The following is a 26,805-nucleotide window of genomic DNA, read 5'->3' as shown; positions in this document are numbered from 1 at the left end:
AAAATCTTGGGAGCGCTTAAAAATGGCAATGGAGCTAGCCGTTTAAATAGGTACTACATTAAAAATTCATATAACTTCGATTATGTTTATCTTTTAATGAAATTTATATTTTTTAAGACGTGAATGATAGGTGTCTAAAAATGGATTAGGTTTTAAATAGGGAAAAAGTATTTTAATCTGATATGAAAGGATGAAAAAATGCATTACTTATATATTGATGAAAAAGGACCCCAAGATACAATTAGGATGACGACTCCCTATGATGAAGAGAAAAAAATTCGGTTAGGAAGTGACAACATGTATGTTTATGTTGCTGACTTAATTAAGATAAATAGGGAAAGTCTCCATAAAATTGAAGAGAATTATAAATTGTTAGAAAAGAAATATATTTCCTCAAGGAATTTACCTGACTATAAAGAATTAAAAGGAAAAGATATTTTGGCCAAGAATTTCAAGTATGGTATCGCGAGTCTTAAAAATCGTGAGCTAGATTTTTATAATTCCTTGTTTGATATACTTCTTGAGAACCACGTTGACAATTTATTATTTACTATAAATAAAATGTCTCTAGTTGCAGACAACAGATTGACACAGTGGATCCTAAAATTAGAAGAAAAAAGATATATAGAATCGGCACGACTTTTTAAATACTCTCTTGTGAAATATTTGGAACTTGAAGCCAGTGATAGTGTAATTCAATCTATCTTTGATAAGTATAAGGGAAATAGAGAAGTTCTTACGGAAATTCAGAAAGACCTGGCAGCTTTTGTGACAAAGAATAAGAACATTCAAAGAATGAAGTACCAAATACAGGATTATGAAAGGTTAGTACAAACGATTAGAAAAACAAAGCATTTTATTCAAGATACCCCTTTTAATGAAGTCTCATTTGATTGGAACAAGGTGACATTTGACATTGACTTGTGGATTACAGAAATGAACTTTTATAATAAATTTGATAGCCAGTCGGCAGAACTGATTCTTGATGAAGGGATACCCATAGACCCCTTCAAAAAATTGGATATTCCCTCAATAAAAGAAAATGAAGATTCTGTTACTCATGTCGGTCTTCGAATTTCAGATGTTTTAGTCGTACTTTCAGGAAAATATATTTCCAAATTAGCAAATGAACACAGGTATGATAAAAATAATCCAGGAAAAAGAAAGTTACTGTCTAATGAATGGTTTCAATTAGATAAAAAGCAATTTAATTTATTGAAAAAGATGACTGAGTATTTTTTTCCTAAGGATTCAACCTATTGTTTTATAGTTGATACATATTTTGATGATGCAGTTTTATTTGAAACATATTTTAGATATATAAATACCTATAATTCTTTTAACGATTATAAAGATCACATGGAGACACATGTGGAGCAATATTTTAATTATATAGCTCAAACCTTATTGTCCAAATGGAATACAGCATTAGAAAACGAAAGAGAAATAAGAAAGGTATATGGAAATGTGAATTCTGGTCTTAAATCAGGAAGTGTTCGTCCTCTATAATGAAATTTGAATACTGGGTAATTCCATTAAATTATCTAAGTGCAATAAGAAGTGTTAGAAAAGGACGCAATTCAGGAAGATTGGATTGCGTTGTTTGTTCCGTTAAAGAGGACGATTAGGATCAATTGATGTACAGTATCTCTAGTACTCTGTGACAACATCTCTGTTCCTAAGATTGTGCTAAAATTATAATAGATTTACTTTCCTACAATATAGAGAGGTGACCACTGTACAAATGACACAAGGCCCAAGGTGGACAACAAATAATTTCAGGACGATTAATGGGGAAGACCATTTGGGGATTCTTTATGTTGGGATTTCAATTGCGGATACATTGCAATCTGGAATTACTAGCATCACCCCTAGGGCGAGATATTGGTCGTTCTTCGCATGGGTACTGAAAGATTTTATTGAAAATGTGCCGGATAAAAAGTCAGTACAAAATTTTAAAACTTATTTAAAAAAACAAGAATGGTATTATATTCTAGCAAACATTGCAGAAGCTGAAGAACGAGAAGGAACTATTAATAGTGTGATTGGAAGTACCCATGGATATAAAGTATGGAATTCGGATCAACAGGGATTTTCTGTTGATACAAAGTATGTAAAGGATCCATTTGGAGGATATGGGACGTATCGAAACGTAATGAAGATAATGGGGGTCACCAAAGCTGGTGATGCAAAAAAAGGTGTTAACATTGATAGGTTAACACCTTTTGGAAAAGAGTTAGCCGATGCGTTTGAGCTTAACGTAAAAGATACTACGTATTATAAAACATATAGAAAGCAAGATATAAATGTCCCAAGAGAAGTCTTAGTTGAATATGGTAAAGTTGCTGCTTTAGCATCATTAGATGCTTCCTCAAAGGATAGAAAACTACTCACAAACATGTTTATGCCAGAACAACCCAAAAGCCCAAAAGGGGAATGGCGGAGAGATTCACTTCTTTATTACATGATTTTAATTAACCACTTTAACGGGCAGAAAGTATCGATTCAAGATTGGCAACATCACATGTATGATAGCTTTTATCATAATAAAATAAACTTACAAGCTGGAGTGAACGAAGTTGCTATTGGTTGGGAAATTTATCAGGCGAGACAATTTTTCACTTATAGTCTCCTAAATATATGGACGTATCTTTTAGATAAAATGTCCAAAAGAGTATTCACAAAAGCGGAACTAATTTCTGCGGTGTTAGTGGAATTAAGTGAGCAGGGCTATGATTTACAACAGACGGTTAAAGATCTGGAAAATGATCTTTCATTTCCATATGATAGGCGTGAAACATTTCTCAAACATATGGAAGAACAAGAAAAAAGTGTGAAAAATCATCTGTGGCAGCCCTTACTAATCATGTTAGATGTAAATCTGCGGTTACAAAATCGAGCCGACTTTCAGGATTTTCATTATGAATTGCTTCGCCTTGGTGGAAGAGATAGTATTTCTTTTCAAAGTTGGACATCGTTGATAGAAGGACACAAGACTAAACCAGTAAGCAAGTTTATTAGTTATATTTTAAATTATTATATTCTTGATCAACATCAAAAAGTTGCTTTAAATAAAATGATTACGACTAATAATGAGACGTATCACTTTACTGAGAACAATGGCAAGCTATACCTAATTGCCGAAGATACCCCTGTATATAATACGTTTCGTGTATATCAAGGATTGAGTATTTTAGAAGACCTTGGCTTAATTACGCAAAAAAAGCGCGTCTATCATGTAACACCTTTAGGTGAGGTGAAACTAAGTGGATAAGATTAACATACTAGAAGAGTTGAAACATAACGGATATAAGGTCGCACTATTTTCATCCTTTTCCACAGATTTAGTTTTTTTTGAAAAGATGATTCTGCGTCATTTGTTAGATAATGGTTGTACATATATTGGGCTCTTTATTGATCATAATAGTTTACAAGACTCGGTTAAACATCCAAATATCACCGAACTCGGAAAAAGTTATCTGGTAACACCAATGGAAACTAATCATGCTTTTCATCCAAAAGTGTATTTGTTATTAGGTGAAAAAAAGGCAAAGCTGATTATTGGTAGTGGCAATTTAACCCCTTCTGGATTTATAACGAACAAAGAATTATTCAACGTATTCACCTATGAGGTTGGAAGAAATAAAGATCATCTTCACATCATTAATGCTGCTTTAAGTATGTTTTGGCAAACGAAGCCAAGTAATAATAAATTGATGGAAGAATTGATGGCTCAACTACAGACTTTTTACTATTTAAATAACTTTAATCGGGAAAATAATGCACTATCGATGTTCATGAATCTTGAGAGGTCAATACAAGATCAATTAAGTGAGATCTTACCAGAAGTAATTAAACGAATTGATTGCATGACACCATACTTTGATCAATCCCTTGCAGTTATTAATCATTGGCATCAAAAATATAACCCTGAAAAGGTTTCGATCTATTTACAAAACAAAACTACGAATTTCCCATTAACTAAAAAGGATGATTCGAGGTTTGATTTGTATGAAGTGAATTTCACAGAGGATAATCATAAAAGGTATCATGGAAAAGTTTTTCGATTTATTGGTGAGCAGGAAGAGGTCATTGTATATGGAAGTGCCAACTGTAGTCGCCAGGCTTTGTTACAAACAAGTGCGGACGGTAATACGGAAGCGGTTATTGCGGAGAAAGGACCAAAGGGTAAGTTCGATTCTTTTTTTGACGAAGAATTTAATTTTGTTCCTTTAACTGACTTGTTTGAACTTATGCCGGAAGAGGCAAATCAGGAACAGCAAAAACAAACGATTCAATTTATTGAGGGCGTATTGGATCAAAACAAGCTGACCATAAAGCTAAAATCGACCATATCAATCGATCAGGTTCATGTTTGTGCCGCACAAGGAAAGAAGATTGATCAGGTTGAATCCTACTACACTTATGTGTTCGACCGTAATTTAGACAAATTAAAAGAAACTTTTGATATTTTGATTACAACACCGAATCAAGTCCTAGAATGTGTTGGTTGGTATCATGATACCCAGATGTTGTTGAAGACCTTTGCTAATATGAAGGATTCGCCATACCATTATTTAGAAAAAGATTCAAATTTGGAAGAGTATCAAACACTTGTGGGTTTGCTAGATGATTTGAATAATCGGTTAATACTAACAGAAGACGATATTGAACAAGCGAATCAACAAAGGGGCTCTACAAACATACACCAACAAGCAGAATTACGTGGGGATAAGGAACACATTAGTGATAATTTAGACGATTATTATGTATCGACAGAGGAACCAGTAAAATCTTATGGGGTTATTGGTGGGGTAGATGTCTTTACTAATTTAATCCGTGCACTGAATCGACATTTTCAAAACACTAGTGAGGAACCGATGGATGTGAAGCAGGAAACCCCACCCTCCGGTAATAATGAAATTACTATAAAAGAAATGGATGTAAAGCTATTAGAGAAAAGAATGAAGCGGTTTATTAAGAAGTTCCATAGAGGTATACACTCGCGGGACTATTTAGAAAAAGTTAATAACGAGATACTAATAAAAAATATAGCAATTTATAATGGATTCTTATGGAAGCTATATGATGTTGATACTGGCTTTATCAGTACAGGGGATTTAATTCAAGAGAACTTAGACATTGCGAAAACAATGGAAAGTTATTGTGAGATGAATATTTTAGATGGAGAAAGTATGGAAGTACGAGATATAGTAACGAAGTTATTATCCAGTATCGTTGCAAAGGAATACCTATTAGCAAGCGAGGATAACTATGATCAAGTTCGGATGCAAAAGAAAGAATTAGCTCTACATCTAAAAAAGATACATCAACATGTGTATCCCATCAGAGAAACCTATAGAGACTTTTGGGAGCAAATCCAAAATCACTTAAATAAACTGAATTTGCACGTCAAACAAACAGATTTTGAAAACTTTCTAGAAGCTAGATTTCCAATATGTACGTTTGAGCAATTTATACACCAATTGAGGACAATAACTACTTTTACTGTTGTTCAGGAACCATTTATCGATGAAACTAAATTAATTCTTTCAAGAGAAGTTAACATAAATGCTGAATTTAACTTATTGCAATTAAATTTATTATGTAAAATGCTAAGTGTAGAAGAGTGGGAAGGAATGAAGAGCTTCAAAATTATATGGCGAAATTCCAATGATCAAGCACCATTAGCCAGATTTATTCTTTATTATAATCAACGAAAAAATGTGCTAAAACAAAAGTTTGTCTATCGGAAATCCTTAAATCGTGATTCAAAAATAAGAGAAAAAAAGCATGTTTATAAGCATAGCCTACAAGTTGCATTAGAGAAGGGTGATCCTGAAATTATTGCTAGGGGTTATAAATAAAATTCTCGATTTCTTGTTACACAGTACAACGATACTGTGCATTCAAACGACATCTTTTTGTACTGATTTTATAAAAAATGTACATAAAGTAACGGGTGCATTAATTTATTATTTGATACAAGATATCTAGAAATCAAGTCTTCCTTTAAAGGGGCTTTTCTTGATGTATAATGGGGAATTTCAAACTCTATATTGATTAAACACAAAAGCAGGGACTTCTTTAGTGGAGTTCCCTGCTTTTATTTATTTTCTTTTTCCTCAAGCTCTTTAGACTTTTTCACTAAATATTGAAAGTAACTTTCCAATTCCCTTATCTGCTCTGGACTCATTGATTTCCACTTTTCCAAATCAAAAAAAGCTGCATCTTCAATTCCATATTGGTCCATCAATTTATTCACTTCTTTTATTGAATCAAATTCATTGCTTTTATCCACTTGATAATCTGAAATATCTGATCGGCCTAAAAGGTAATCGGTGGATACATCAAAAAGGTCAGCGATCTTGTTCACAGTATCTAAAGTAGGAATTTTGGTACCTCTCTCGTATGCTGTGTAAGTTGTTCGAGCTACACCAATTTGCCTCGCAATATAATCTTGGGTCCAATTTGGATTTTCCTCTTTTTTTATTTGTCGGCATCTTTTCAGCCTGTTTGAAAAATTCATGTTTATACCACCATGCTTTTCACTAGATTAAAGTGTGTTATGTATCCATTATAAATGTTTCTCAAAGTAACTTAAAGAAAAGTTCCTAAAAGTGTAAAAAAATTATATGGATATTGTTGACAATGTTACCTAAAGGAACTTATAATACATTGTAAGATGTTCCTTAAAGGAACTTTAGGAGGTGAATATATTGAGGATGTGGTTAAAAGAGATTCGACTTCAGAAGGATTTAACGCAAAAACAAACAGCTATTAAATCAAACATATCGAGAAGCTATTATACCCATATTGAATCAGGAGTTAAAAATCCTACAGTAGAAACAGCGAAGGACATAGCTTTTGCCCTAGAGTTCAAGTGGACAAATTTTTTTGAAAACCAATGTTCCTTAAAGGAACAAAAAACTTATAAGGAGATGTTGTAGATGTTTGAAGCTAAACTGCAACCCGAATCTGATTTTAATAACAAGGTTTATGATATTTTTTATGATATTGCTAAAAAAGCACAAGAAGATGTTCAGAAAGAAATGGAATTACCCTATTTACTTGATCGAACAAAATTAGCTGAGCGTGTGTTTAATGTCAGTGTACAATCTCTTGATGCTCACGTATTAAAGCGCAAGGACTTTCCAAAAGTTCATGTAGGTGGCCGGACACTTTACCCCAAGGATTTAGTCATTACATGGATTAGAAATCATGTTGATGTATCTGATGATATTGCTCCGGAAAGAAACTTTGGTGTTGTTTGACTCTATGAATCTAGTATATACCTCTGAGAAAGCAATCAATGGTACAAATCAATAAGTAAGGAGGGGGAAACTATTAATAAAAGCAAATCAGCGCAGTTAATGAAGGATTTAAGGAAAAACAAAAATAAAACCCAGCAACAGTTAGCTGTAGATATGTTTCAGTCAAGAGAGTATATCTCTAAACAGGAAGGGGGAGAACGGAAGATTCCTCCTGTATCCACTAAATACTTTATTGAGAAGTATAACAATCCTTGGTTAGCACTTGAATCTGTTAATGAATATGTTGGGTGGGGGATCTCTCGCTTAGAGGGACCGGAAGTAGAAGAGGATAATTTTCTCTTACAACTTCTATTAGAGGAAGAACTACAGAAGGCTATTAATGTATTAGCTAATGTAAATTTAACTGTAAAATTACACGATAAGCACTCTATTAAGATTCATGACATACGGAAATCAGCTGAAGTTATGACTGGTGTTATTCATTTCTCTACCCTGTATTTAGCTACTGTTTGTGAAAGATATGAAATCAATTGGCTAAAGCTTTGGAAGGATCATCACCAAACTCTATATTCTAAGAGATTAATAAATTAGGAGGTGAGGTTGTGCAGGGGTGGTTAAAGCTGCATCGTAAAATTCTTCATAGTGAAATTTTCGAAAATGAGAAGTTGTTAAAAGTGTTCATTTATTGTCTGACGAAGGCAAGCCATAAAAGTACAGAATCGAGAGTAGGGAGGCAAAAGGTTACTCTTAAACCTGGACAATTTATATTTGGCCGTAAAAAAGCTGCTTCTGAATTAAGTATGAATGAATCCACCGTTCGTGACTATATAAAAATACTTCAGGAAGACAGTGTCATTAGTATAAATACCACCAACAAATATAGTGTAATAACCGTTGAAAACTGGGGGATTTATCAATCTAACGATGAAGAATACGACAACAAAACAACAGCAGAAAAACAGCAAGACGACAACTCCTCGTCATCAGAGAGACAGCAGAAAGACACATACAAGAATGGCAGAGAACTTAAAGAAGTTAAGAATGTAAAAGAATTCATTACTACAACAACTTCTGAACGATTGGATTGTGACAGCATTCAATTTTACCAAAACAACTTTGGGATTATACGTCCTCAAATCTCAGAAGAAATAGTGAAATGGGTTGAAGACCTTGGGGATCCATTAATTGTGGAGGCTATGAAGCGTTCCTTGGACCGAAATAAACCGACATGGGGCTACGTTAAGAGCATCCTTCAATCCTGGATAAATAAAGGGATACGAACAGTAGAACAGGCGGATGCTGAAGAAGTTGAATATAAGAACAAGCAGGCTAATAAAGCTACGTATTCCAAACAATCACAAAGTCAGGAGGTATTACCGGAATGGTTTAAAAACCGTGAAGAACAAGAAAAGCATCATATAAATAAAAAACCTAGCATCGAAGATACAGCTCGAACCATTGAGTTAGCGATTAAGCTAAAAAGATCGAGAGAGAATATTCTTGAATCCATTGATGATCGATATAATCTTTCCGAAGAAGATATAGCTTCTATCAGGGATGGTAAATGCTCAGCTATAGACATTTTATTAGAACAATTGAAGCTTAGTGTGGCGGGAGAACCATAAACTTGGGAGGTAAGATAAGGTGAAATCAAATAAAAAGCACTTTGCTTATTATGACATTGCTTCACAAGCTGACAATGTAAAAACCTTTGAAGGAAAAAGATATGATGTGCGTGGTATTTGGGCGGTTGATCGTCATGGTACTACTGAAAAGCTGGCCAGTATCTATTATCGAATTCGAACCGTAAAAGATGATCAATTCAGAACCATTGCTAAACGCAAAAACCCTATGAGTGAGCTGAAACCTGTGAAGTAAATATAACGATTTTAACACGTGCTTAAATAGCACATATTGAACATTGAAAAGTATATATCTACGTTAGGAAACTGAAAGGTCATTGAACTTTCCTAACAGTCGATTACCGTTTGGTGCGTGTTACGTGAAACGCATCTTGTGACCCGGTAAGCGTTGTATCTATTATGGTTTACTTATATAAAGTGAGGTATAAACTGATGAAGCTTTGTATAGTTTATCCTAGATACATAAAGTTCTTCGTATAGGCTAGAAACGTTGTGCATTGTAGAAAGAATAATCCTTCTACATAGGGTTGATTGTATCTCGCCATAAACAATCATTAATAATAAAGATCTATCTTCCATAATGTGGATTTATATTTGAGTAGGTGTTAGAATCGTTATACAAATCACTTGAGAGGAGATTGATCTGATGGCAAAGCGTTGGGTCGGTGGTTTGGCTGGATTTGTTGTAGTTTTAATCCTAGTTGGTTGCGGATCTCAAGGAGCCACAGGTCAAGTCGAGTCATTATCACCAGGTGAGATGAAAGAAACTCTGCAAGACAGTGACAATGTTTATATTTTAGTAACTGATGCGTCTGAGGAAGAAAAAAGAGATGAACATATCAAGGTAGTGGAAGAGAATATTGAAGAAATTAATGTGAAAGAAATTAATGCTCAGAATCAAAAAATTCTTGATGGGGATATGGATCTGAATGAAATAGGTTTGGAAGGTAGTGAACTCTTCCAATCTCTAAGTTATTATGAGGGTGGACAATTACAGAACCGTATCTCCTTAAAAACACAGAAATACCAAACCCTTGAAGATAGGGATCAAGCTATACAAAAATTCATCAACGAAACTTCATCCTAATGGAAGTGATCTTTAATAGATCGCTTCTTTTTTTATGGACAAAAACCTTGAAAGGGGGTGAAGGTGAATGGGCGTTACTAATCGTGAACTTAAGCAATCAAAAGACTTAGTTCAGACACTGCTAACCATCCAAGACATTTCTTACAACGAGTGGCTTCATGAAAAACATCAAGACTACATTCAACAAAACCAAGATGTCGTTATGAAGTCATTGCTCCATTACAAAGGGGTGGATGAAGAAAACAAGAACAAAAATATTTAATAAGGGGAGATTTTAATGAAGTACTTTGCAGATTATTCCATGCTTGCTGCCATTAGTAATTTACAATCTACAGGGGCATCAATTTTAACCGCCATGCAGCTTTTGGGTATTATCTCGGCTGCCATTGCTTTTGGTATAGGAGCCTACCATCTTATCTGGGGTGGAGTTAGAGGCCGCCAAAGCTCTATCGTGTGGTTCATTGGTGGTGCCGTTGGACTTGTCGTTCTAATGGGAGCTACAGCTATCGCTGAATACATTGACAGTCAGGTGATCTTTTAAAGGAGTGTAGGTTTATGAGGGTATTATTCACATCAAAAATGGATGGTGAAATTTCAAGCTTTCACCCTTATTCCTTCCAGGAAATTGTCGTTCTAACAGCAGAATTGGATGCTAAATTAAAGAAGAAAAATGCCAAGCCAATTCTGCTAGATTTCATGATATTTAATGAAGAAGGAGACAAGCTGTACAACGGCTCATATGAAATGGGAGCAGAAGGAACATCAAATATTTATGACCATGTTTGTCAAAAGCTTTTAGAGTTACCCATGCAAAATAAAAATGAAGAAACAAAAAGGGATGTCTTCCTTCAACAATTAACTTCTAATACACCAGCATCTTATCAAATTGATATGACAGGAGTATTGAAAGAAAAGGAAGTACAAAAATCGAGTTGGAAGCAACTTGGTAAGCGTGGCAAATTTTTTGTGAGTATGATCAGTACCACATTAGTGGTAGCCATAGTTACATCCATCACTCTATTTATACTTCTAAGCAATCAAGGCAAAGATCTAAGAGCCACAACACAAGAGCTGGAAAAAACGGAGAATGTAAAAACGGCTTATGAAGGTTATTGGACAGGTCAGCAGAAAAAAGCTGTTGATCAGTTACAAGGAATGGAAACCTTAACGGAATCGGAGCGCAAAACATTGCTTCATTTTCTGGTGGAACTTAAAAAGTATGATCAAGCTTTGCAATATGTAGGCAAGGAAAACTCTTCTTCACTGGCTGAGCAAGTCATGAAAGTTCATGGTCTGGAAGAATTGATTTCCTTTCAAGAAGCTTATCCAAGTCCTTTGGGTGAATTTAAAATAGCCTTTCATAATGGGGAATACAAACAGGCGGTGGATATTCAAGATATGGCGATGTCTCCTGAACTGTATAAACAAAAGGGGATCGCTTATTTGAGGCTTGGTCAATTGGAAGATGCAAAAAAGATGGCCAGTGAAGCGAAAAATGATGAACTGAATAAAAAGATTAATGAGTATCAAGAAATTGAGGAACAGTTGACGAAGATAAACAGCCAAATAGAAACAGAGAAAAAGTCGGAAGATCAAAATCAATCTAAAATCGATTCGCTTAAGGAACAACAAGATGAGCTGGAGGGCCAAAAGAACAATATATAAGAGGGTGATTCATTTGAAATCAGTCATTGCTAAAAAACAGGTGCTTATTCTCCTAAGCATCTGTTTTTTTATATCCACGATGCTGGTCAGTACTTTCGTATGGAATTTGGGATATGCCATGTGGTCAACCTTAAAGACTTTCCCAGAATTCAGTAAACCAATAGAAATTAAAGCTTCATTTTTGACAGATTTTCATATGCAAGAACAACCTCTCTACTATGGAATAGCGGCCTTAATCGGCTTAGTCGGTATAGCCAACATGATTTACAAACTTAGAAGTAACTTTAAACCCGTAGGCACGGACGAAAAAGGTTCCCAGAGATTTGCAACGAGAAAAGAAATTCAACAACAGTACAGGGCCATTCCTGATCGAAAACAACCATATAAAGGTAAAGGAGGCCCTGTGTTATCTAGAAAAGGGGACAAAGCTTTTATTGATCCGTCACCTGTCAATAATCTAATTATTGGTACGACAAGGAGTGGTAAGGGCCAAACCTATGTTATTCCAACCATAGATGCATACTCTCGTGCTGAATATCAGCCCTCTTTAGTCATCAATGATCCTAAAGGCGAGTTATTTGCTTCTAGCCGGGAGACGCTGGAGAGAAGAGGTTATGAGGTTGAGGTCTTAAACTTAATGAATCCCATGCAAAGCATGAGCTTCAATTTGCTAGAGTTGGTTAAACAATCTTATAAGGATGGGGATTATTCTACAGCTCAAACTCTTTGCGAAACCATTACTCATATGCTTTACCACAATCCGAATGCTAAAGAACCTATGTGGGATGATTCAGCTAAATCACTTGTGAATGCTATGATCCTTGCGGTTACAGAGAAAAGCATAACCGAAGGGATGGAAGAGAAAATTACGATGTACACGGTCGCCAACATGCTCTCAGAGTTAGGGACTAGAAATGAAATGGATGAAGATGGCCAAGAGTACAATGCATTGGATCAATTCTTCCAAGAACTACCCCAATCCCATGTAGCGAAAGGTCAATATGCAACGAGTAATTTTTCCAAAGGGAATACTCGATCAAGCATTTTTACGACAGCGATGAATGGATTGACGAAATTCACAATGAGTGAAACAGCTAAAATGACAGCAAAAAACTCTTTGGATTTAAAAAGAGTGGGCTTCGGTCAAAGTATTAAGGGGCGAGGTCGCCCTTTTTCCAAAGTAATAATTTCATTCCCGGATGGAACCACTGAAATCAATCAATCTGGAGAGAGTGGGACATGGACCATTAACTTTAATACCTCATTAGAAGCTGGAGATCATTTAGTGATTTCTCAAGATTCTGTTCCTGGAAATTCAAAGGATAAAGAAGTTCAAAAGGATAATATGACAATTCGGATTGACAAAGTAGATGAGGAAACGGGCAAGGTTTCCTTCTCTTATATTTTTGCTAGAGGCATTATTGAAGTAAAAGAAATTATTTACTCCAATAAGCCAATTGCTGTGTTTATGGTTACACCGGATTATGATACGTCTACTCATGCTATACCGTCTATTTTCGTTAGCCAATTGTATTATGTATTATCAAAAAATGCAGCCATTGCCAAAGGACAAAAGTGCTTACGAGAAGTGGTCTTCATGTTAGATGAGTTCGGTAATATGCCTGCGATAGCAGATATGGAAAATAAAATTACGGTATGTTTGGGAAGAAACATTCGCTTTCACTTAGTTGTTCAATCCTATGCTCAATTAAAAGATTTGTATGGAGAAGATGGGCAAGCCACAATCCGAGGTAACTGCGGAAATGAAATTTATATATTGAGTGCGGACTATGATTCTGCTTCCTATTTTTCTTCCAAGTTAGGAAAGCAAACGTTAAATACTCAAACACGGTCTGGATCTACCTTTTCCCTGGATAAGTCGAAAACGGAAAGTACGGAAGGAAGAGACCTTCTAACGGCCAATGAACTGCAGGAATTGGAGGAAGGAGATACGGTAGTGCGACGTGTGCTATTACGTCGTGATAAGAAAGGAAGAAAGATTCGTGCCTTTCCTATTTATAATACAGGAAAATACAGTATGAAATATGCTCACACGTATCTTAGTTCAGAATTCCGTCCAGGTAGATCAATTACGGAAGAAGAGATTTCTACCCCACACCGCCATGTTCATCCAGCAGACTTAGTTATTGATTTTCAAACTGGCTATTCTAATAAAGCACAGACAGACGAGGCGGTAGAGGATATGGAAAATCACTCACAAAATGGACCATTCAGTGATTCAGAACAACCTATGGAATGGTGGAGGAAGGAAAAAGTGGGTGAGTTCTTTGATAAAAGCACATTCTCCCTGATCCACCAACAAATTGCTCCTCATTTAGAACACAGTGAGGAGGAAATGAATGATGAACCTATGGAAGCTTTTCTTTATAACTTAAAGCTTTTAGGCGATCACCAAGAAATTAACCGACAAGTGTATAGTCACATTCGCAAACAAATAGATAAGTTAATTGAAGAACAGGAAACACCAGTAGAGCAGGGATGAAAAAGGGAAAAATAATAAAGGTGGTGATGGAGTGTCCGATGAAGAACTGTTAGAGATATTGTTAAGGTTTTCCGAAGTCTTATCAACGAATAATATCTTTACATCTGGGTTAAGGATCGTAGGGTGGGGAACGATATTATTCTTGAAAATGATTGTTGATGGTCTGGAAGGAATGGTTGATCAGGTCTTAACCTTAACGGATTTCTTTTCGAGCGATCCCGTGACTAACTTTCTCGAAACCATCCAGCCTGCTCTCTACATTATGCTGGCCATCTCATTGGGAATGATCGGCTTTCGATTAATATTTAATAAAGAAAAGAATCGATCTGACATTCCAATGAACCTATTTATATCTATCATGACGATTACTCTGTTGTCTTTTGGAATGGGGAAAGTGAATGACTTTACTGGAGATGCGATGGACGTAGCGAAAGTACAAACAGATTCTTTTACCACCTCCGATCGAGTAATGGAAGACCATATTACAGACATAGTCATTTATGAAGAAACAGACTGGACAGATCCAGATGTAGAAGAACAACATCATATAAGCCCAGACTCAATTGATAAAATATCCATTAATGAAACGATTGACGATAGTTTTGAAAAATCTAATGGCGATAGCCTATCAAATAAAGGACAAAAGCTTGTAATGAACAAAGTAGGGTTGGAATCAAATGGCGAAGAAGGGCTTGTTGAGTTAGGAAAAAGTGGTCTGTTTGATTTCCTTCCAGAAAATTATTACAGGTGGCATGTGGATTGGTTTACTGCCATCGTAACTCTTTCCGTTATGGCTTTTACCATGATATTAATATCGATTAAAGTAGCCAAGCTCTGTTTTGAGCTTGGCTTTAATCATATCGTGGCCTTAATCATGGCCTATGCGGATATTTCGACGGGCCAGCGATTGAAAGCGGTCATTAAGAATATTGGAAGCATTTTTGCTTCGCTTATCATGATTTTCTTAAGTCTACGTGTGTATATGTATTACACAACTTTTATAAATAATAATCTTGAAGGACTAGGGTATCTGATTGCTTTAATTGCAGGAAGTTTGGCTGTCATTGATGGTCCTAATATCGTGCAAAAACTCTTTGGAATTGATGCTGGATTGAAAAATGCCTGGCATGTGGCGATGGGTGGTTACCTAGCTTCTAAAACACTCGGACCTCCCGTGAAGAAAGCTGCAGGAGCTATTACAAGTGGTGGTGTATCAGCCTTGATGAATACAGGTGCCGGGACAGCTGGTGCGGTCGCTGGTATCTATGGACGCAAGGATGAGAGGAAATCTAAGACAGATGGAAAAAATGATTCATCATCAACTGAAGGAAATAGAAGTCAAGGAAACAGTAAAAAACAAGAGCCAAGTCCAATGACATTCAATCAGGAAGGGCAAAAAGGTTCGTTGGGAGGAAAAGAAGTTAGAAGTCCGGAGGCAGGAAATCGTTTATCCAGCTATGAAACTCAGGGTCAGTCCCATCCTTCTTCTCAGAAAGGGTCCTCTATGAACACTACAAAAGAAGATTCCCCAGGAGGATTGGACGTACCGTCATCGAACCAAAGCAATGAGCAACCTATATATACTCAACCTAAGAAAGATAAAAAACAAGAGAAAGATATAGGTAGTAGTGAAACAGGAAGCGCACGTTTAGATGAAAACGATAATGAACCTAAGGAAGAGACAAACCAAATAGCTGCAAGCGCCAAATTAGAAACACCAGACGTAAAAGCTCCAAAAAGTACAGATGATATTCCTATGTCTAATCAATATAGAACAGAGCAGCGAACTGTAGGAGGATATATGAAAGATCGGTTGGGTGAGCGATTTACTAATAATCCTAAGGTTCAAAGTGCAAAACGGACGTATAACTTATCTCGAAACACTACGGAGAACTGGATAAATAAAATTAAGAAACGCGGGCCTGAATCTTAACTTGGTCCGCGTTTTGTTATGAAGGAGTGTTTTTATTGCAATATAAGATTCCATCCGAAATTGGAAGTGAGTTGAAGATCAACCGTCTATTTTACCTTACAGACTTACTTGTGGTCCTCATCCTCGGCGGCATAGGCTTTACATTTCGGTATGTCGTTCATTCTTCATTCGTCTGGTGGTATGCAATCTTTTGGATCTTATTGATGGTTGGTTGGTTAATCCGACCCAAAACGAATCCAAAGCTGCGTATGGCAAAAGCGTTGTTCTTAGCTGTCACAAGGGACCGAATTGCTTATTGTGCCATCGATAAAAAAGAAAGGGAGGATGGTAGGAATAGTGATCAAATATGAAGAGTTAAATGATGAAGGATATACGTTTCAAAGGTTTAAGGCACTTCTTGAGGAACAGCTTGGACGAGACTTAACAAAAATAGAAGCACGGAAGATTCGGTGGTTGTCTGGATGGGAGCATGAAACGGTCGGCGTAATTTTTGACCTGATTCATGAAGTAGCAGGAAAGAAAAATGAGGGAGGACTTTAAATGAAGAAGAATAAGAAAGACCAACCTTTCTTTAAAGAAGACAGTTCCGAAAAAATGGCTCTTTTTGATGAACGAAAAACTACTGAGAAAAACAAGAAGCAGCAAAGGTCGAACGCTAAAAAGAAAAAGAGAGAGGTGGCAATTCCATCCATAGCTGAGATTCTTCCCATTCAGGACATGACCGAAGAAGGATCCTTTCAATTAAAAGGAGACACGGGCTATATGGACGTGATGCAACTTCAGAGTAAAGATATTTATTCTCCATCTACCCAGGAAACCGAGTACGACATCATGAAGATGGCTAAGTTCTTTCAATCATATGCGCCGGATATCAAGATCGTATCTATGAATTTTCCGGTTAATATGAAAAAACAACTAGATGCGATTAATTACAAGATTACACAGAACAAGGCGCCTCTTTATGAACGTTTTTTAATTAGAAAAAGGGAGGAACTGCACTTTTTAGAGACCTACCGGACAAACAGAGAATTTTATTTATACATTTACGCGACTAGCCTTAAACAGCTTGCTGAGTATAGAAACAATTGTCGGCGCTATCTTGGTCGAGTCGCTCCGGTCATTGAGTTAACTGATGAAAAGAAGCTTGATTTGCTCTATAAGCTATATAATCAAAATTCTAAATTAGAGAAGAGGGGTTAAGGAATGTTCTCATTTCTAAAAAAGAAAAGTGATGCCGAAGAAACACAAGAAAAAGGATATAACCCTTTTTTACTGGCCCATATCCAACCGCAAGGAGGAATTAAATTTCAGGAAACCTTTACTCGAAAAGGAGACGGTTATGAAGTTTGTGTCCATGTCTATTCCTTCCCTAAAAATGTTTCAGACTTTTGGTTAGAACCTATTTTCAATATGGAGAATGTCATTACTACAATGGATATTGTCTCTGACGATCGTTACAAAGTCCGAGATGGTTTAAACAAAGGGATGGCTGAACAGAGTTCCAGAATGATTAATGAAAAAGATAATGCAGGTATTATAGAAGCGCAAAATAACTATGATGATTTACGGCAGCTGTACAATCAGGTGTCTGAAGAAGGAGAAATCGTTAAACGTGTTCACCTTAGGCATTATGTAAGTGCACCAACAAGAGAAGAGCTGGAAGACAAAGTGAAAGTCGTCTTATCGACGTTACAGGACGAGAATTTTCGAGGATCCATCTTCTTAAACGAACAGGAATTCGAATGGAGATCACTACTCACCAATTATACAGAACAATCCACTTATAGAAACAAGAGGGAAGGTCACCCGATACCCGCACTAGGGTTAGCAGGTGGCTTTCCTTTTCATTTTACTAGCTTAAACGATCCTTACGGTACATTCTATGGCACGACACTCACCGGAGGAAACGTCGTCTTTGATCTTTTTCATAGAGATCAGCAGCGTAAGAGTTATAACGGAGTCATGGTCGGAGCGATGGGGGCAGGAAAGTCTACGACACTTAAGAAAATTATGCTGGATAATGCGATTAAAGGATATAAGGTCCGGACGTTTGATGTCACAGGAGAATTTGTGGAGTTAACGGAAGCTTTAGGTGGGAAGCAGATTGCTCTCGATGGTTCAGATGGGGTCATCAACCCTTTGCAGGTGTATCGAACGGCAGAGGACGAATATACGTCCTTTACTCAGCATTTATCCAAATTGACGACATTCTATAAATTCTTAGCACCTGAAGCGAATGATAGTGAATTGAAAGAATATGAAAATCTATTAAGAAAGCTCTATGAAAAGCTTGGCTTATGGAACGATGATTCAAAATCAAATATAACCGAACTTTCTGTCCATGAGTACCCTATCTTCATCGATTTTCTTGCCTTTATCGAAGAACAACTCTATGAAAATATCAAGGAAGGGAAGCAAAAGGAGAAGTTGAGTCAGGAAAGGAAACGACGCCTGGAAAGCATCGAATTAAACATTCGTAACCTTGTAGAGACTTACGCGCATCTCTTCAATGGAGTATCAACCATCGAACACTTTGATGAGCAACAGGTCGTTACGTTTACACTTAGGGGCCTATCGCAAATGAGGGCAGAGGTTTTCCAAGCGCAATTGTTTAATGTACTCAACCTTCTATGGGACTCCATGCTAACGAACGGATCTCCGCAGTTTGATGCTTATAATCGAGGAGAATTAGCTTTTGAAGACGCTGTACGATATCTCATCTTGATGGATGAAGCTCACCACATCATTAATACAAAGAAGAAAAGTGAGAGTGCTCTTGATTTTCTTACAAAGTTCAGCCGAGAGGCAAGGAAGTATTTTGGTGCTCTTCTCTATGCCAGTCACACCATTCGTGATTTTGTTCCTGAGGGTTCGGATCAGAGTATGGTAGAGGAAATCAAGAAGCTTTTTGAACTGACCCAATACAAGATAATTATGCAGCAAGATAGTAACAACTTAGAGATGATGCAGCAAATATTCATGGGGCAATTAAGCCAAAGTGAATTAAAAGATATCCCTTACCTACAAACAGGGGAGACGATGTTAAGCATCCGTGCGGTTGAAAACATTCGTTTCAAGGTGGAAGTATCGGACGAAGAATTAGCCTTGTTTGGAGGAGGTGCATAAGGATGCCTTGGTCCCTTCTCCTGGGGTTAGTCCCTCGGAAAGTATGGCTTTGGTTGATTGGTATTCTGGTCGCTCTTTTCCTTCTACAAATGCTTTTGTATGCTTCAGTCATTACAGGGTTGATCGGTTATCAAAAGTCTTCCTCCAGTGAGGATGTGAGGTCCGTTGATGTGGTAAATGGAACAGCGCAAGTTTCAGCTGCACTAGAAGAGTACCGTCCTCTGTTTGAAGAATATGCTGAAAAGTATGGGGTGTCCAAGTATGTGGAGCTTCTCTTGGCCAAAACGATGCAAGAATCGGGTGGTCGTCTTGATGATGTGATGCAAGCAAGTGAGTCTCTTGGTCTACCTCCAAACACGATAGAGGATCCTGAAAGGAGTATTAATGTTGGTATCCGATACTTCTCTGAGATGCTGGAGAAAGCAGGGGGAGATATTAATCTAACACTCCAAGCTTATAACTTCGGTGGAGGGTTCATTGATTACGCAAACAAACACAACAATGGAGAATACAGCAAAGAGTTAGCGATCGAATTTTCAAGAATGAAGTACCAGGAATTGAAGCATACAGGCATGTATTCCTGCATTAGACCTGAGTCGGCAGAAACAGGAGCTTGTTATGGGGATATTGGTTATGTTGAGGCTGTTTTAAGTTACCTTAAAGGCGGAGTTATTGAAGCAGATTTACAACCAACAGGAGATTGGGTTATGCCCGTTGAAGGAGCACTCACACAAACATCTAATTACGGAATGCGCTCAGATCCCTTTGATGGTACACCGGACATGCATAGAGGTATTGATTTTGCTTGTACGAACGCCGTAACGCCTATTCAAAGCGTAGATAACGGTCAAGTGGTTGAAGTGGTAAGAAAAAACTCTGGATATGGAAATAACGTTCTTGTGAAACATGATGAGGGACTTTATAGTCACTATGCTCATTTGTATACGATAAGTGTACAAAACGGGGAGATGATTCAAAAAGGAACAAAAGTAGGCAAGTGTGGTTCGACAGGAAACTCTACAGGTCCCCATCTACATTTTGAAGTTCGGACCAAAAAACAGTATCGTTCTGATGTGAATCCTGCCCCTTATCTTGGGCTCTAAGAAAGGAGAACGTTGATGAATAGACGTGTTCTTTTTGTCCTGTTTGTCGTTCTGTTAATAGTTCTCACATCGGTTAACATATATGCTGCACGCACAGCATCGAGTGATGATCTACAGGAAAGCTTGCATCAATTAAAGGTGAAAAACGAAAAGGTTATGGAAGAAAAAACCGAATTAGAGATGACGTTACAAAAACAGGAACCTGCTGACATTCAAGCGAGATATGACGCTTTAGTGAAGCAGGTTTCTGTGTTTATAGAGGTTGCTTTTAAACAGGATAAAGAGACCTACCAAGAAAGGAAAAAAGAAGCACACAAGGTGATGAGCAAAGATTTAGCTGCAACCTTCTTTCCTACAGCTAACTATAAAGGAGACAGGAAAACGGAGGTGGATGAAGTAGAAATATTCATCAAAACAGGTAATCTCACAAACAATAAAGCTAGCGTATTAGTTAAGTTTAAACACACGCTCTATTCTTTACAGAGCGATCAACAACAGGTGTCTCCCGTGTTTCTAAATATAAAAGTTCATAGGGAAGAAGGACTGTGGAAGATAACAGGTTTTCAAGACGTCGAAGAGGAGGGCTATTCATGAAGAAACACACGAAACATATTACCGAAGGGACCTCAAAAAAATATCTTACTGGATTAAGCGTCATGGCCATGGCGCTTCTTTTTTTCCTATTTTCTGGTTTTATCTTTGGTGATGAAGAGCAGAGTAAAGTTCAACAAACACCTGTCAATGAACCTTTGAACTTACAAGGATCAGGCGAACTGACCATAAAGGACTGGGTTTATAATCCAACGAAAAAGTTGATGGTTGTCACCTTGAACCTTAATAGATCAACCACTTTATTAGATGAAAAATTAAGCTTCACGGCTCAGGAAAAAGAGCATCCAAAACGTGATCTTCCAACGCACGTAGAGTACAGCGATGAAAGTAGATATGTCATTAGTATCCAACAGGTAAGTCCTTCCTTTGATGTCATGGCCTTAGATGTAAATAAGGAAGATACCAATCCACTTTTAACGAAAGAGAGTACTCAAAATTCCTTGAAAGGGGGTGAGGAAAAGAAAGAGCTGGCACGTATTTATACAGATCAACGTAAAGTGGAAATGGACAAACAATTAAACATTTTAACGGAGCAAGAATATGAAGTTGCTGCTGTATCTGAAGAGATCGAAGAGGCTAAAGAAACTATAAAAGAGAAGAAGGAAAGCATTCAAACGATCAATGAACGAATCAAAGAAATTGATCAGAAAACTGTTGAATTAGAATCAGAGCTTCTTTACGAAACAGAGGAAGAGAAAACGCAAACGGAGGCTAGAATTCATCAGCTAGAAAATGAAAAAGATCAGATTAATCAAGAGGCAGCTGAACATGAACTAACTATCCAAACCATCGTTGAAAAAGTTGAGATGTTGCAAGAAAAACGGGAGATGATTTCGAACTAAATGGGGTGTAGGTTGTGAAAAAGGTCAACACACGGACCACACATCTCCTGTGCAGGGGCCACACATCAAGGTGAATACACGAATGAACGTTCCTATTTTAGCCGCACAGCGACCGCACATCTGGAGATTTTCTTGTTCCCTCGTTTTGCCCGGCTCTGCCGGGATTCACACGCCAAGTGGGAACAAAAACCCCTTATGCTCTTCTCTTTATTCACTAGTTTTAGGACCTTATTCAGAAGGAGGGACTTTTATGGAAGTAAGAATTCGTTATATGGATCCGAAAACCGTCCAACGAATTGACGAACTCGCGAATGAAAAAGGGTTAAGCAGACAAGAGTTTTTGCATGCTCAGTTACAACAGTTAGCTATCTTTCAGGAAGAAAATAATCGTGAACAAAGACTCCAGCAATTAGTTGATCGAAACATTCAAGCGATGGCTCATTGTTATACAGTGATTCGAGAAATGAACGATCTCTTGCAGATTGAAGAACCAGGTGAAGAAGCATGAGTGAAACCGTAACGCCTGGGGTGGTTTTAAAAACAAAATTCGTGACCGCGAATAAAAAAGGATTCCAAGATTATGTACAGTATGTGGATCGGGAAGAGGCCAAAGGAAAAGGGGATGCTCATCGGTCCATGTTTAGTTTATATAATCACTATATGGACGATCCGGATAAAACATCTGCTTTGTTTACTCAGCAGTCGGATCATTTATCGGTGGAAGAAAAGCAGGGCATTAAATCTTTGTTTGAACAAGCTCAAAAGAAAAACAGTATCATGTGGCAGGACGTTATTACATTTGATAATGATTGGCTTCAAAAACGCGGCGTTTATGATTCAAAGACACACACTTTAGATGAAGATGCTTTGAAGCAAGTGACAAGAAAATCCTTGCAGTCGATGATGAAAAAAGAGGGATTACAAGAGAGTGCTGTCTGGTCGGCGGCCATTCACTATAACACCGATAACATTCATATTCATGTGGCCACAGTCGAACCAAACCCGACTCGTGAACGTGGAAAGCGAAAGCCGAAAACGCTAGACGCGATGAAAAGTGAAGTCGTGAATGGCTTGTTAAATCGAACGCAAGAACGAAATCAAATTAACTCGTTGATTCGTGACCACATGGTGAATGCAAAGAAAGAAAATAGCAGCATGAAATGGAGCAATAGAGAAATAAAACCTCTGTTCCTCGATGTGTATAATCACTTGCCTAAGGATAAGCGACAGTGGCACTATGGCTATCAAACGCTGAATCCTATTCGACCGAAGATAGATGAACTAACGACAAGGTATTTAGATAAGTATCATGGCAAAGATATGAAGCAGCTGCATGAAAAATTGGACAAGGAAGTAAATGAATTGAAGCAAGCCTATGGGGATGGACTGAAGGATAAGAAACGCTATCAACATTACAAACAAGACAAGTTGGATGATCTCTATAAACGAATGGGCAATGCTTTTTTGCAAGAAATGAAACGGTACGATCGTCAGCAGTATCCTAGACAAACTAACAATTCAAATGCCACTTATAAGTCCATGCCTTCAGGGATTCAATTGCAACGTTCTTTGAGAAGCATTCAACGATCGTTAGGACAAACATATGAGCAGTTTATCAATGATATGGATCATCAGAAGTTAGAACGAGAAATCGAAAGAGAAAGTTAGGGGGATTTAAATGGGAAGGCGTCAAAATGTCACGCTTCATGAAGAGACGATAGCGTTAATCAAAGATTATCAGGAACAGCATCATATTCGTTACCCTGGTGAAGCTTTAGACCGTATGATTGGCGAATGGGAAGCGCAGAAGGCAACCGACCATTCTCAAGAATATCTCCTGAGTTTAATGGCGCAACGTTTCCAAGACGTGTTTTCTGAAGAGATGAAAAGACTGCGGTTAGCAGCCAATCGTAGTGATAAAAATACGCAGGTACTTCTGGAATTAATGAATGGTTTTGCGATGGACCAAAACTTAGAAAGCTGTGTTACCACACCGATCTTTGAGAGCCAAGCGATGAAGGATGCGAAACAAGCAGTAGAAGAAAGAATCAGTCATCAGCGTCAGAAAAGAATAAGCGCGACATAGACACAATAAGCATCAATTTAATAGTATTCATGAGTAATTATCAATAAAGGAGATGAACAGATGTTTTTGTTTAACAACAATTATGAGGTAGGTGTATTCAAGCGTTTAAGCGATAATAAGGAGCTTGTGATGGAAGTGGGCCAAGAGGAATATAGCCTAACATTGAATGAGGAAGAAATGGCCGATCTTGAGCAGCATTTAATGACTCAAGAAAACTTGCTTATTCCGTTTAATAAATCAACCAAGGAACTAATTCTGGATACCCAACCAAACTACGATGAAGAGGAAATGGAAGAGCTTATGAACATCAGTGATGGAGCTGAATATCATGGCGAAGACTAAACGACCTTATAAAAAGAAAACGCCTGAACAGGTGAAAGAAGAGATCAATCATTTGACGGAAGGCATGGAGCAGAGCATCGCCAATCATTTTCATTCTCCTGAACAAATGAAAGAGTATCTGGACTTTATGGGGAAGTTCCATCGGTATTCTCCACGCAATACAGCACTAATTGATTCACAGTTTCCGGGAGCTGAAGCTGTAGGTTCCTACGCCTTCTGGAAAGGCAAAGGGTTTTCCGTAAACAAAGGAGAGAAAAGTCTTAAGGTTCTCGTGCCTAATCGTTTAGGCCAGCAGTTTCAAGATGGAGAAGGCGAATGGAAACCTTTGAAATATGCAACGAAAAAAGAAAAGCAACAAGTCAAAGACGGTCAACTCGATAAACGAGATGGCCGTCTTGTTTATTCTACCGGGAGTGTATTTGATGTTTCCCAGACAACGGCCACTCAAAAAGATCTGCCTCAGATCTTTCCTAACAAATGGATCGATGGGGAGGTTGAAAACTACACTCAGCTTCGACAAGGAATGGAGGCTATAGCTGATAAAAACAATATTCAAATTGTAAAGCCTTATGAAGAGTTAGGAGCAGCTAAAGGAGTAAGTTACACAGGAAGAGGTGAAGTAGCTCTTAATCCTCGCAACTCGGAGCGTCAGGACACAAAGACTTTGTTACATGAACTAACTCATGCCAAGCTTCATACAAAGGAAAACACCAATAACTACACCAAACCGGAGAAAGAATTTCAAGCAGAAATGACAGCTTATACCGTTGCATCTTATTTCAATATTGATACCAGTGACTACTCATTGGATTATCTGCATCACTGGACCAAGGATCATGATTTTAAAGACCATGAAAAGCTATTACAAGAAGTTCAGTCAACAGCTAAAGAATTTATTACCACCATTGAAGAATCAATGGAACAAGAAAAGGAAGGAGAGAAAGCTATGAGTGTTAAAGAACCAAATCATGAAATGGAAGAGGAGAAACAAGAAAGTGAGATATTACCTTCTGAAAAGCTTCGGGAAATGTATAGAAGCCAAGTGAGTAAGGCTGAGAAGGATATTGGGCCTTTTATTAAAGGTCATAAGGCTGAAGAGGAATATTCTCATCAAGATTTCAAAGACGCTTATAAAAAGGAGCTCATGAACTTTATTGAACCAACAGTCGGAAAAGAATTGGATAAAGAAGAAAACTTTGACCGGCAAGAACGTTTAAATCAGATGCGTGCTTTTCAAGAGACTCATAGTAAGGAAGATGTGTACCAGCTTAAGAAAGAATCTCTTCAAGAATTAAAAGAACTACCATTGACCGATCGTGGTGAACAGCGACTATCTCAAATCGAAAGTAAGCTGGACCGAGAGTTTCATGAAGAGAAAGAAAGCACCACTTCGGAAATGCAGAATGGAAAGGGGAATAAGGAGGCTTTTCAGCAGAAGGAAAAGCAAAAAGAAAAAGTAGAGGTTGAACGCTAGCCAGGGAGTTTTCTCCCTGGCTTTTTTTATATCTAATTTTAGAAAGGAGGAAGTGCTGCATGGCCAAACATGTAAGCGCGGACCAAGTGGAGGTTGCTCGGAATGTGGATCTCATAGACTATCTTGAGCGTAAAGGGGAGCCATTGAAAAGAGAAGGAAGATATTACCGACATCAAGTGCATGACAGCCTAGTGATTAAAGACCAAATGTATGCCTGGAACTCTAGAGATGAAAAAGGAGCTGGAGTCATAAACTTTGCAAAGGTGTTTTATGGGATGAGCTTCCCGGAAGCTGTTCTGGATCTGAACGCGCAAGGTTATAAAGTAAAAGACACTGTTCATGAGCAAAAGCCTAAGGAGCCTTATCAATATCCATCTCATTATGAAGTGAACGATAGGACAAAAGCTAAGGACTATCTTACGAATGAACGGAAAATTCATCCTAAGATTGTCAATTGGCTCGATAATAAAGATTTAATTGCCCAGGACAAGCGCGGGAATGTGGTGTTTAAGTGGAAGCAGCAGGGAGAGATCGTTGGAGCAGACCGCCAAGGAACGTCTTCAATGAAAGATGGACGAATGTTTAAAGGGATTGATAGGAACAGTCATGGATCGGCTGGTTTTTCTTTAGATATTGGTAAGCCTAATTCTATTTATCTTTTTGAGAGCCCAATTGATGCTTTATCTTACTGGAGTATTAAGAAAGGGAAGTTACAAGATACTCGCTTAGTTTCCATGTCTGGGCTTAAGCGGCAGACAATGATTGATGAAATCAAGCGGATGGGGCAGGAAGGCCATAAGGTGAACCACATAACATTTTGCACGGATAATGATAGGGCTGGACGGGGGTTTGCTGAGAAGTATGTCCAGCTAATGAGTAAAGGAGTATCTAAAATTGATTTGCCTACTAAAAAAGATTGGAATTTGGAGCTTCTGAAGAATCAGAAGCTATTAAGTGAAACTTTGAGTGCCCAACTAAATGCAAAATGATATGTAAAACGGGTCTAAGGTGGGGTGTTTCAGTAAGGAATTCGACCTGTCAAAAACGAAAATTAGCTACTTTTCATATAAATATCTTGGAGGTATTTTAACTACTTAACGAATAATTAATGAAAA

Annotated in this window: 28 protein-coding genes; 27 read left to right on the top strand and 1 reads right to left on the bottom strand. The window is 37.6% G+C overall.

Annotation, left to right across the window (positions count from 1 at the left end; genetic code table 11):
- Positions 1 to 198 precede the first annotated feature (198 nt).
- From HLI_RS08795 to HLI_RS08785, 3 genes are all read left to right on the top strand, one after another.
- A complete protein-coding gene (locus tag HLI_RS08795; RefSeq protein ID WP_128524639.1) occupies positions 199 to 1,509 on the top strand; it encodes a hypothetical protein in 1,311 nt (436 codons plus the stop codon).
- A 235-nt stretch (positions 1,510 to 1,744) separates the two neighbouring features.
- Complete coding sequence (locus HLI_RS08790; protein WP_128524638.1) at positions 1,745 to 3,274, top strand: hypothetical protein; 1,530 nt, start codon at positions 1,745 to 1,747, stop codon at positions 3,272 to 3,274.
- Positions 3,267 to 5,867 (top strand): phospholipase D-like domain-containing protein, encoded by a 2,601-nt coding sequence (locus tag HLI_RS08785; RefSeq protein WP_128524637.1) that lies wholly within the window; start codon positions 3,267 to 3,269, stop codon positions 5,865 to 5,867. Before HLI_RS08790 ends, HLI_RS08785 begins: the two co-directional genes overlap by 8 nt.
- A gap of 239 nt (positions 5,868 to 6,106) precedes the next feature.
- Here the strand turns inward: HLI_RS08785 and HLI_RS08780 are convergent, their stop codons facing one another.
- The gene (locus tag HLI_RS08780; RefSeq protein ID WP_115895032.1) at positions 6,107 to 6,529 is read right to left on the bottom strand and encodes a helix-turn-helix domain-containing protein; all 423 of its coding nucleotides are present in this window, start codon (positions 6,527 to 6,529) and stop codon (positions 6,107 to 6,109) included.
- A 190-nt stretch (positions 6,530 to 6,719) separates the two neighbouring features.
- Between HLI_RS08780 and HLI_RS08775 the strand changes: the two genes are divergently transcribed.
- From HLI_RS08775 to HLI_RS08660, 24 genes are all read left to right on the top strand, one after another.
- Positions 6,720 to 6,950: a helix-turn-helix transcriptional regulator gene (locus HLI_RS08775; RefSeq protein ID WP_128524636.1), complete on the top strand. Its 231-nt coding sequence runs from the start codon at positions 6,720 to 6,722 to the stop codon at positions 6,948 to 6,950.
- Positions 6,951 to 7,274, top strand: coding sequence for a hypothetical protein (locus HLI_RS08770; RefSeq protein WP_008590613.1), 324 nt, complete (start codon positions 6,951 to 6,953; stop codon positions 7,272 to 7,274).
- Positions 7,275 to 7,373: 99 nt separating this feature from the next.
- On the top strand, positions 7,374 to 7,865 hold the full coding sequence (locus HLI_RS08765; RefSeq protein WP_128524635.1) for a helix-turn-helix domain-containing protein: 492 nt from the start codon (positions 7,374 to 7,376) through the stop codon (positions 7,863 to 7,865).
- Between the two features lie 11 nt (positions 7,866 to 7,876).
- Positions 7,877 to 8,899 carry a DnaD domain-containing protein gene (locus HLI_RS08760; RefSeq protein ID WP_128524634.1) on the top strand — a complete coding sequence of 341 codons (1,023 nt, stop codon included), beginning with the start codon at positions 7,877 to 7,879 and terminating at the stop codon, positions 8,897 to 8,899.
- Positions 8,900 to 8,918: 19 nt separating this feature from the next.
- Entirely contained in the window at positions 8,919 to 9,152 is a 234-nt protein-coding gene (locus HLI_RS08755) for a hypothetical protein (protein WP_035551829.1), read from the top strand.
- 411 nt (positions 9,153 to 9,563) lie between these two features.
- Positions 9,564 to 10,004 carry a hypothetical protein gene (locus HLI_RS08750; RefSeq protein WP_128524633.1) on the top strand — a complete coding sequence of 147 codons (441 nt, stop codon included), beginning with the start codon at positions 9,564 to 9,566 and terminating at the stop codon, positions 10,002 to 10,004.
- Between the two features lie 67 nt (positions 10,005 to 10,071).
- Entirely contained in the window at positions 10,072 to 10,266 is a 195-nt protein-coding gene (locus HLI_RS08745) for a hypothetical protein (protein WP_074736342.1), read from the top strand.
- Between the two features lie 15 nt (positions 10,267 to 10,281).
- Positions 10,282 to 10,545 (top strand): hypothetical protein, encoded by a 264-nt coding sequence (locus HLI_RS08740; RefSeq protein ID WP_115824321.1) that lies wholly within the window; start codon positions 10,282 to 10,284, stop codon positions 10,543 to 10,545.
- Between the two features lie 14 nt (positions 10,546 to 10,559).
- Positions 10,560 to 11,669, top strand: coding sequence for a hypothetical protein (locus HLI_RS08735; RefSeq protein WP_115824320.1), 1,110 nt, complete (start codon positions 10,560 to 10,562; stop codon positions 11,667 to 11,669).
- A gap of 13 nt (positions 11,670 to 11,682) precedes the next feature.
- Entirely contained in the window at positions 11,683 to 14,172 is a 2,490-nt protein-coding gene (locus HLI_RS08730) for a VirD4-like conjugal transfer protein, CD1115 family (RefSeq protein WP_128524632.1), read from the top strand.
- Between the two features lie 31 nt (positions 14,173 to 14,203).
- Positions 14,204 to 16,105: a pLS20_p028 family conjugation system transmembrane protein gene (locus tag HLI_RS08725; protein ID WP_128524631.1), complete on the top strand. Its 1,902-nt coding sequence runs from the start codon at positions 14,204 to 14,206 to the stop codon at positions 16,103 to 16,105.
- A 26-nt stretch (positions 16,106 to 16,131) separates the two neighbouring features.
- Positions 16,132 to 16,455 (top strand): DUF5592 family protein, encoded by a 324-nt coding sequence (locus HLI_RS08720; RefSeq protein WP_241655963.1) that lies wholly within the window; start codon positions 16,132 to 16,134, stop codon positions 16,453 to 16,455.
- A complete protein-coding gene (locus HLI_RS08715) occupies positions 16,442 to 16,645 on the top strand; it encodes a hypothetical protein (RefSeq protein WP_128524629.1) in 204 nt (67 codons plus the stop codon). The genes HLI_RS08720 and HLI_RS08715 overlap by 14 nt, the downstream gene beginning before the upstream one ends.
- The gene (locus tag HLI_RS08710) at positions 16,646 to 17,305 is read left to right on the top strand and encodes a TraC-like domain-containing protein (RefSeq protein WP_128524628.1); all 660 of its coding nucleotides are present in this window, start codon (positions 16,646 to 16,648) and stop codon (positions 17,303 to 17,305) included.
- A 3-nt stretch (positions 17,306 to 17,308) separates the two neighbouring features.
- The gene (locus HLI_RS08705) at positions 17,309 to 19,231 is read left to right on the top strand and encodes a VirB4 family type IV secretion system protein (protein ID WP_128524627.1); all 1,923 of its coding nucleotides are present in this window, start codon (positions 17,309 to 17,311) and stop codon (positions 19,229 to 19,231) included.
- Between the two features lie 2 nt (positions 19,232 to 19,233).
- Positions 19,234 to 20,334: a lysozyme family protein gene (locus HLI_RS08700; RefSeq protein WP_128524626.1), complete on the top strand. Its 1,101-nt coding sequence runs from the start codon at positions 19,234 to 19,236 to the stop codon at positions 20,332 to 20,334.
- 15 nt (positions 20,335 to 20,349) lie between these two features.
- Complete coding sequence (locus HLI_RS08695) at positions 20,350 to 20,928, top strand: hypothetical protein (protein WP_128524625.1); 579 nt, start codon at positions 20,350 to 20,352, stop codon at positions 20,926 to 20,928.
- Positions 20,925 to 21,788: a hypothetical protein gene (locus HLI_RS08690; protein ID WP_128524624.1), complete on the top strand. Its 864-nt coding sequence runs from the start codon at positions 20,925 to 20,927 to the stop codon at positions 21,786 to 21,788. Before HLI_RS08695 ends, HLI_RS08690 begins: the two co-directional genes overlap by 4 nt.
- 250 nt (positions 21,789 to 22,038) lie before the next feature.
- A complete protein-coding gene (locus HLI_RS08685; RefSeq protein WP_128524623.1) occupies positions 22,039 to 22,296 on the top strand; it encodes a hypothetical protein in 258 nt (85 codons plus the stop codon).
- Positions 22,293 to 23,456, top strand: coding sequence for a MobP2 family relaxase (gene mobP2, locus HLI_RS08680; protein ID WP_128524622.1), 1,164 nt, complete (start codon positions 22,293 to 22,295; stop codon positions 23,454 to 23,456). The genes HLI_RS08685 and mobP2 overlap by 4 nt, the downstream gene beginning before the upstream one ends.
- 10 nt (positions 23,457 to 23,466) lie before the next feature.
- On the top strand, positions 23,467 to 23,874 hold the full coding sequence (locus tag HLI_RS08675) for a hypothetical protein (protein ID WP_128524621.1): 408 nt from the start codon (positions 23,467 to 23,469) through the stop codon (positions 23,872 to 23,874).
- A gap of 60 nt (positions 23,875 to 23,934) precedes the next feature.
- On the top strand, positions 23,935 to 24,216 hold the full coding sequence (locus HLI_RS08670) for a hypothetical protein (RefSeq protein ID WP_128524620.1): 282 nt from the start codon (positions 23,935 to 23,937) through the stop codon (positions 24,214 to 24,216).
- The gene (locus HLI_RS08665; RefSeq protein ID WP_128524619.1) at positions 24,203 to 25,690 is read left to right on the top strand and encodes an ImmA/IrrE family metallo-endopeptidase; all 1,488 of its coding nucleotides are present in this window, start codon (positions 24,203 to 24,205) and stop codon (positions 25,688 to 25,690) included. Before HLI_RS08670 ends, HLI_RS08665 begins: the two co-directional genes overlap by 14 nt.
- 59 nt (positions 25,691 to 25,749) lie before the next feature.
- Positions 25,750 to 26,679 carry a toprim domain-containing protein gene (locus HLI_RS08660; RefSeq protein WP_128524618.1) on the top strand — a complete coding sequence of 310 codons (930 nt, stop codon included), beginning with the start codon at positions 25,750 to 25,752 and terminating at the stop codon, positions 26,677 to 26,679.
- Positions 26,680 to 26,805: the final 126 nt, after the last annotated feature.

It is taken from the genome of Halobacillus litoralis (genome assembly GCF_004101865.1).
Taxonomy (GTDB): Bacteria; Bacillota; Bacilli; order Bacillales; family Halobacillaceae; genus Halobacillus; species Halobacillus litoralis_A.
Note: the sequence above shows the minus strand (reverse complement) of the source record. Positions and strands in the feature narration are given on the sequence as shown.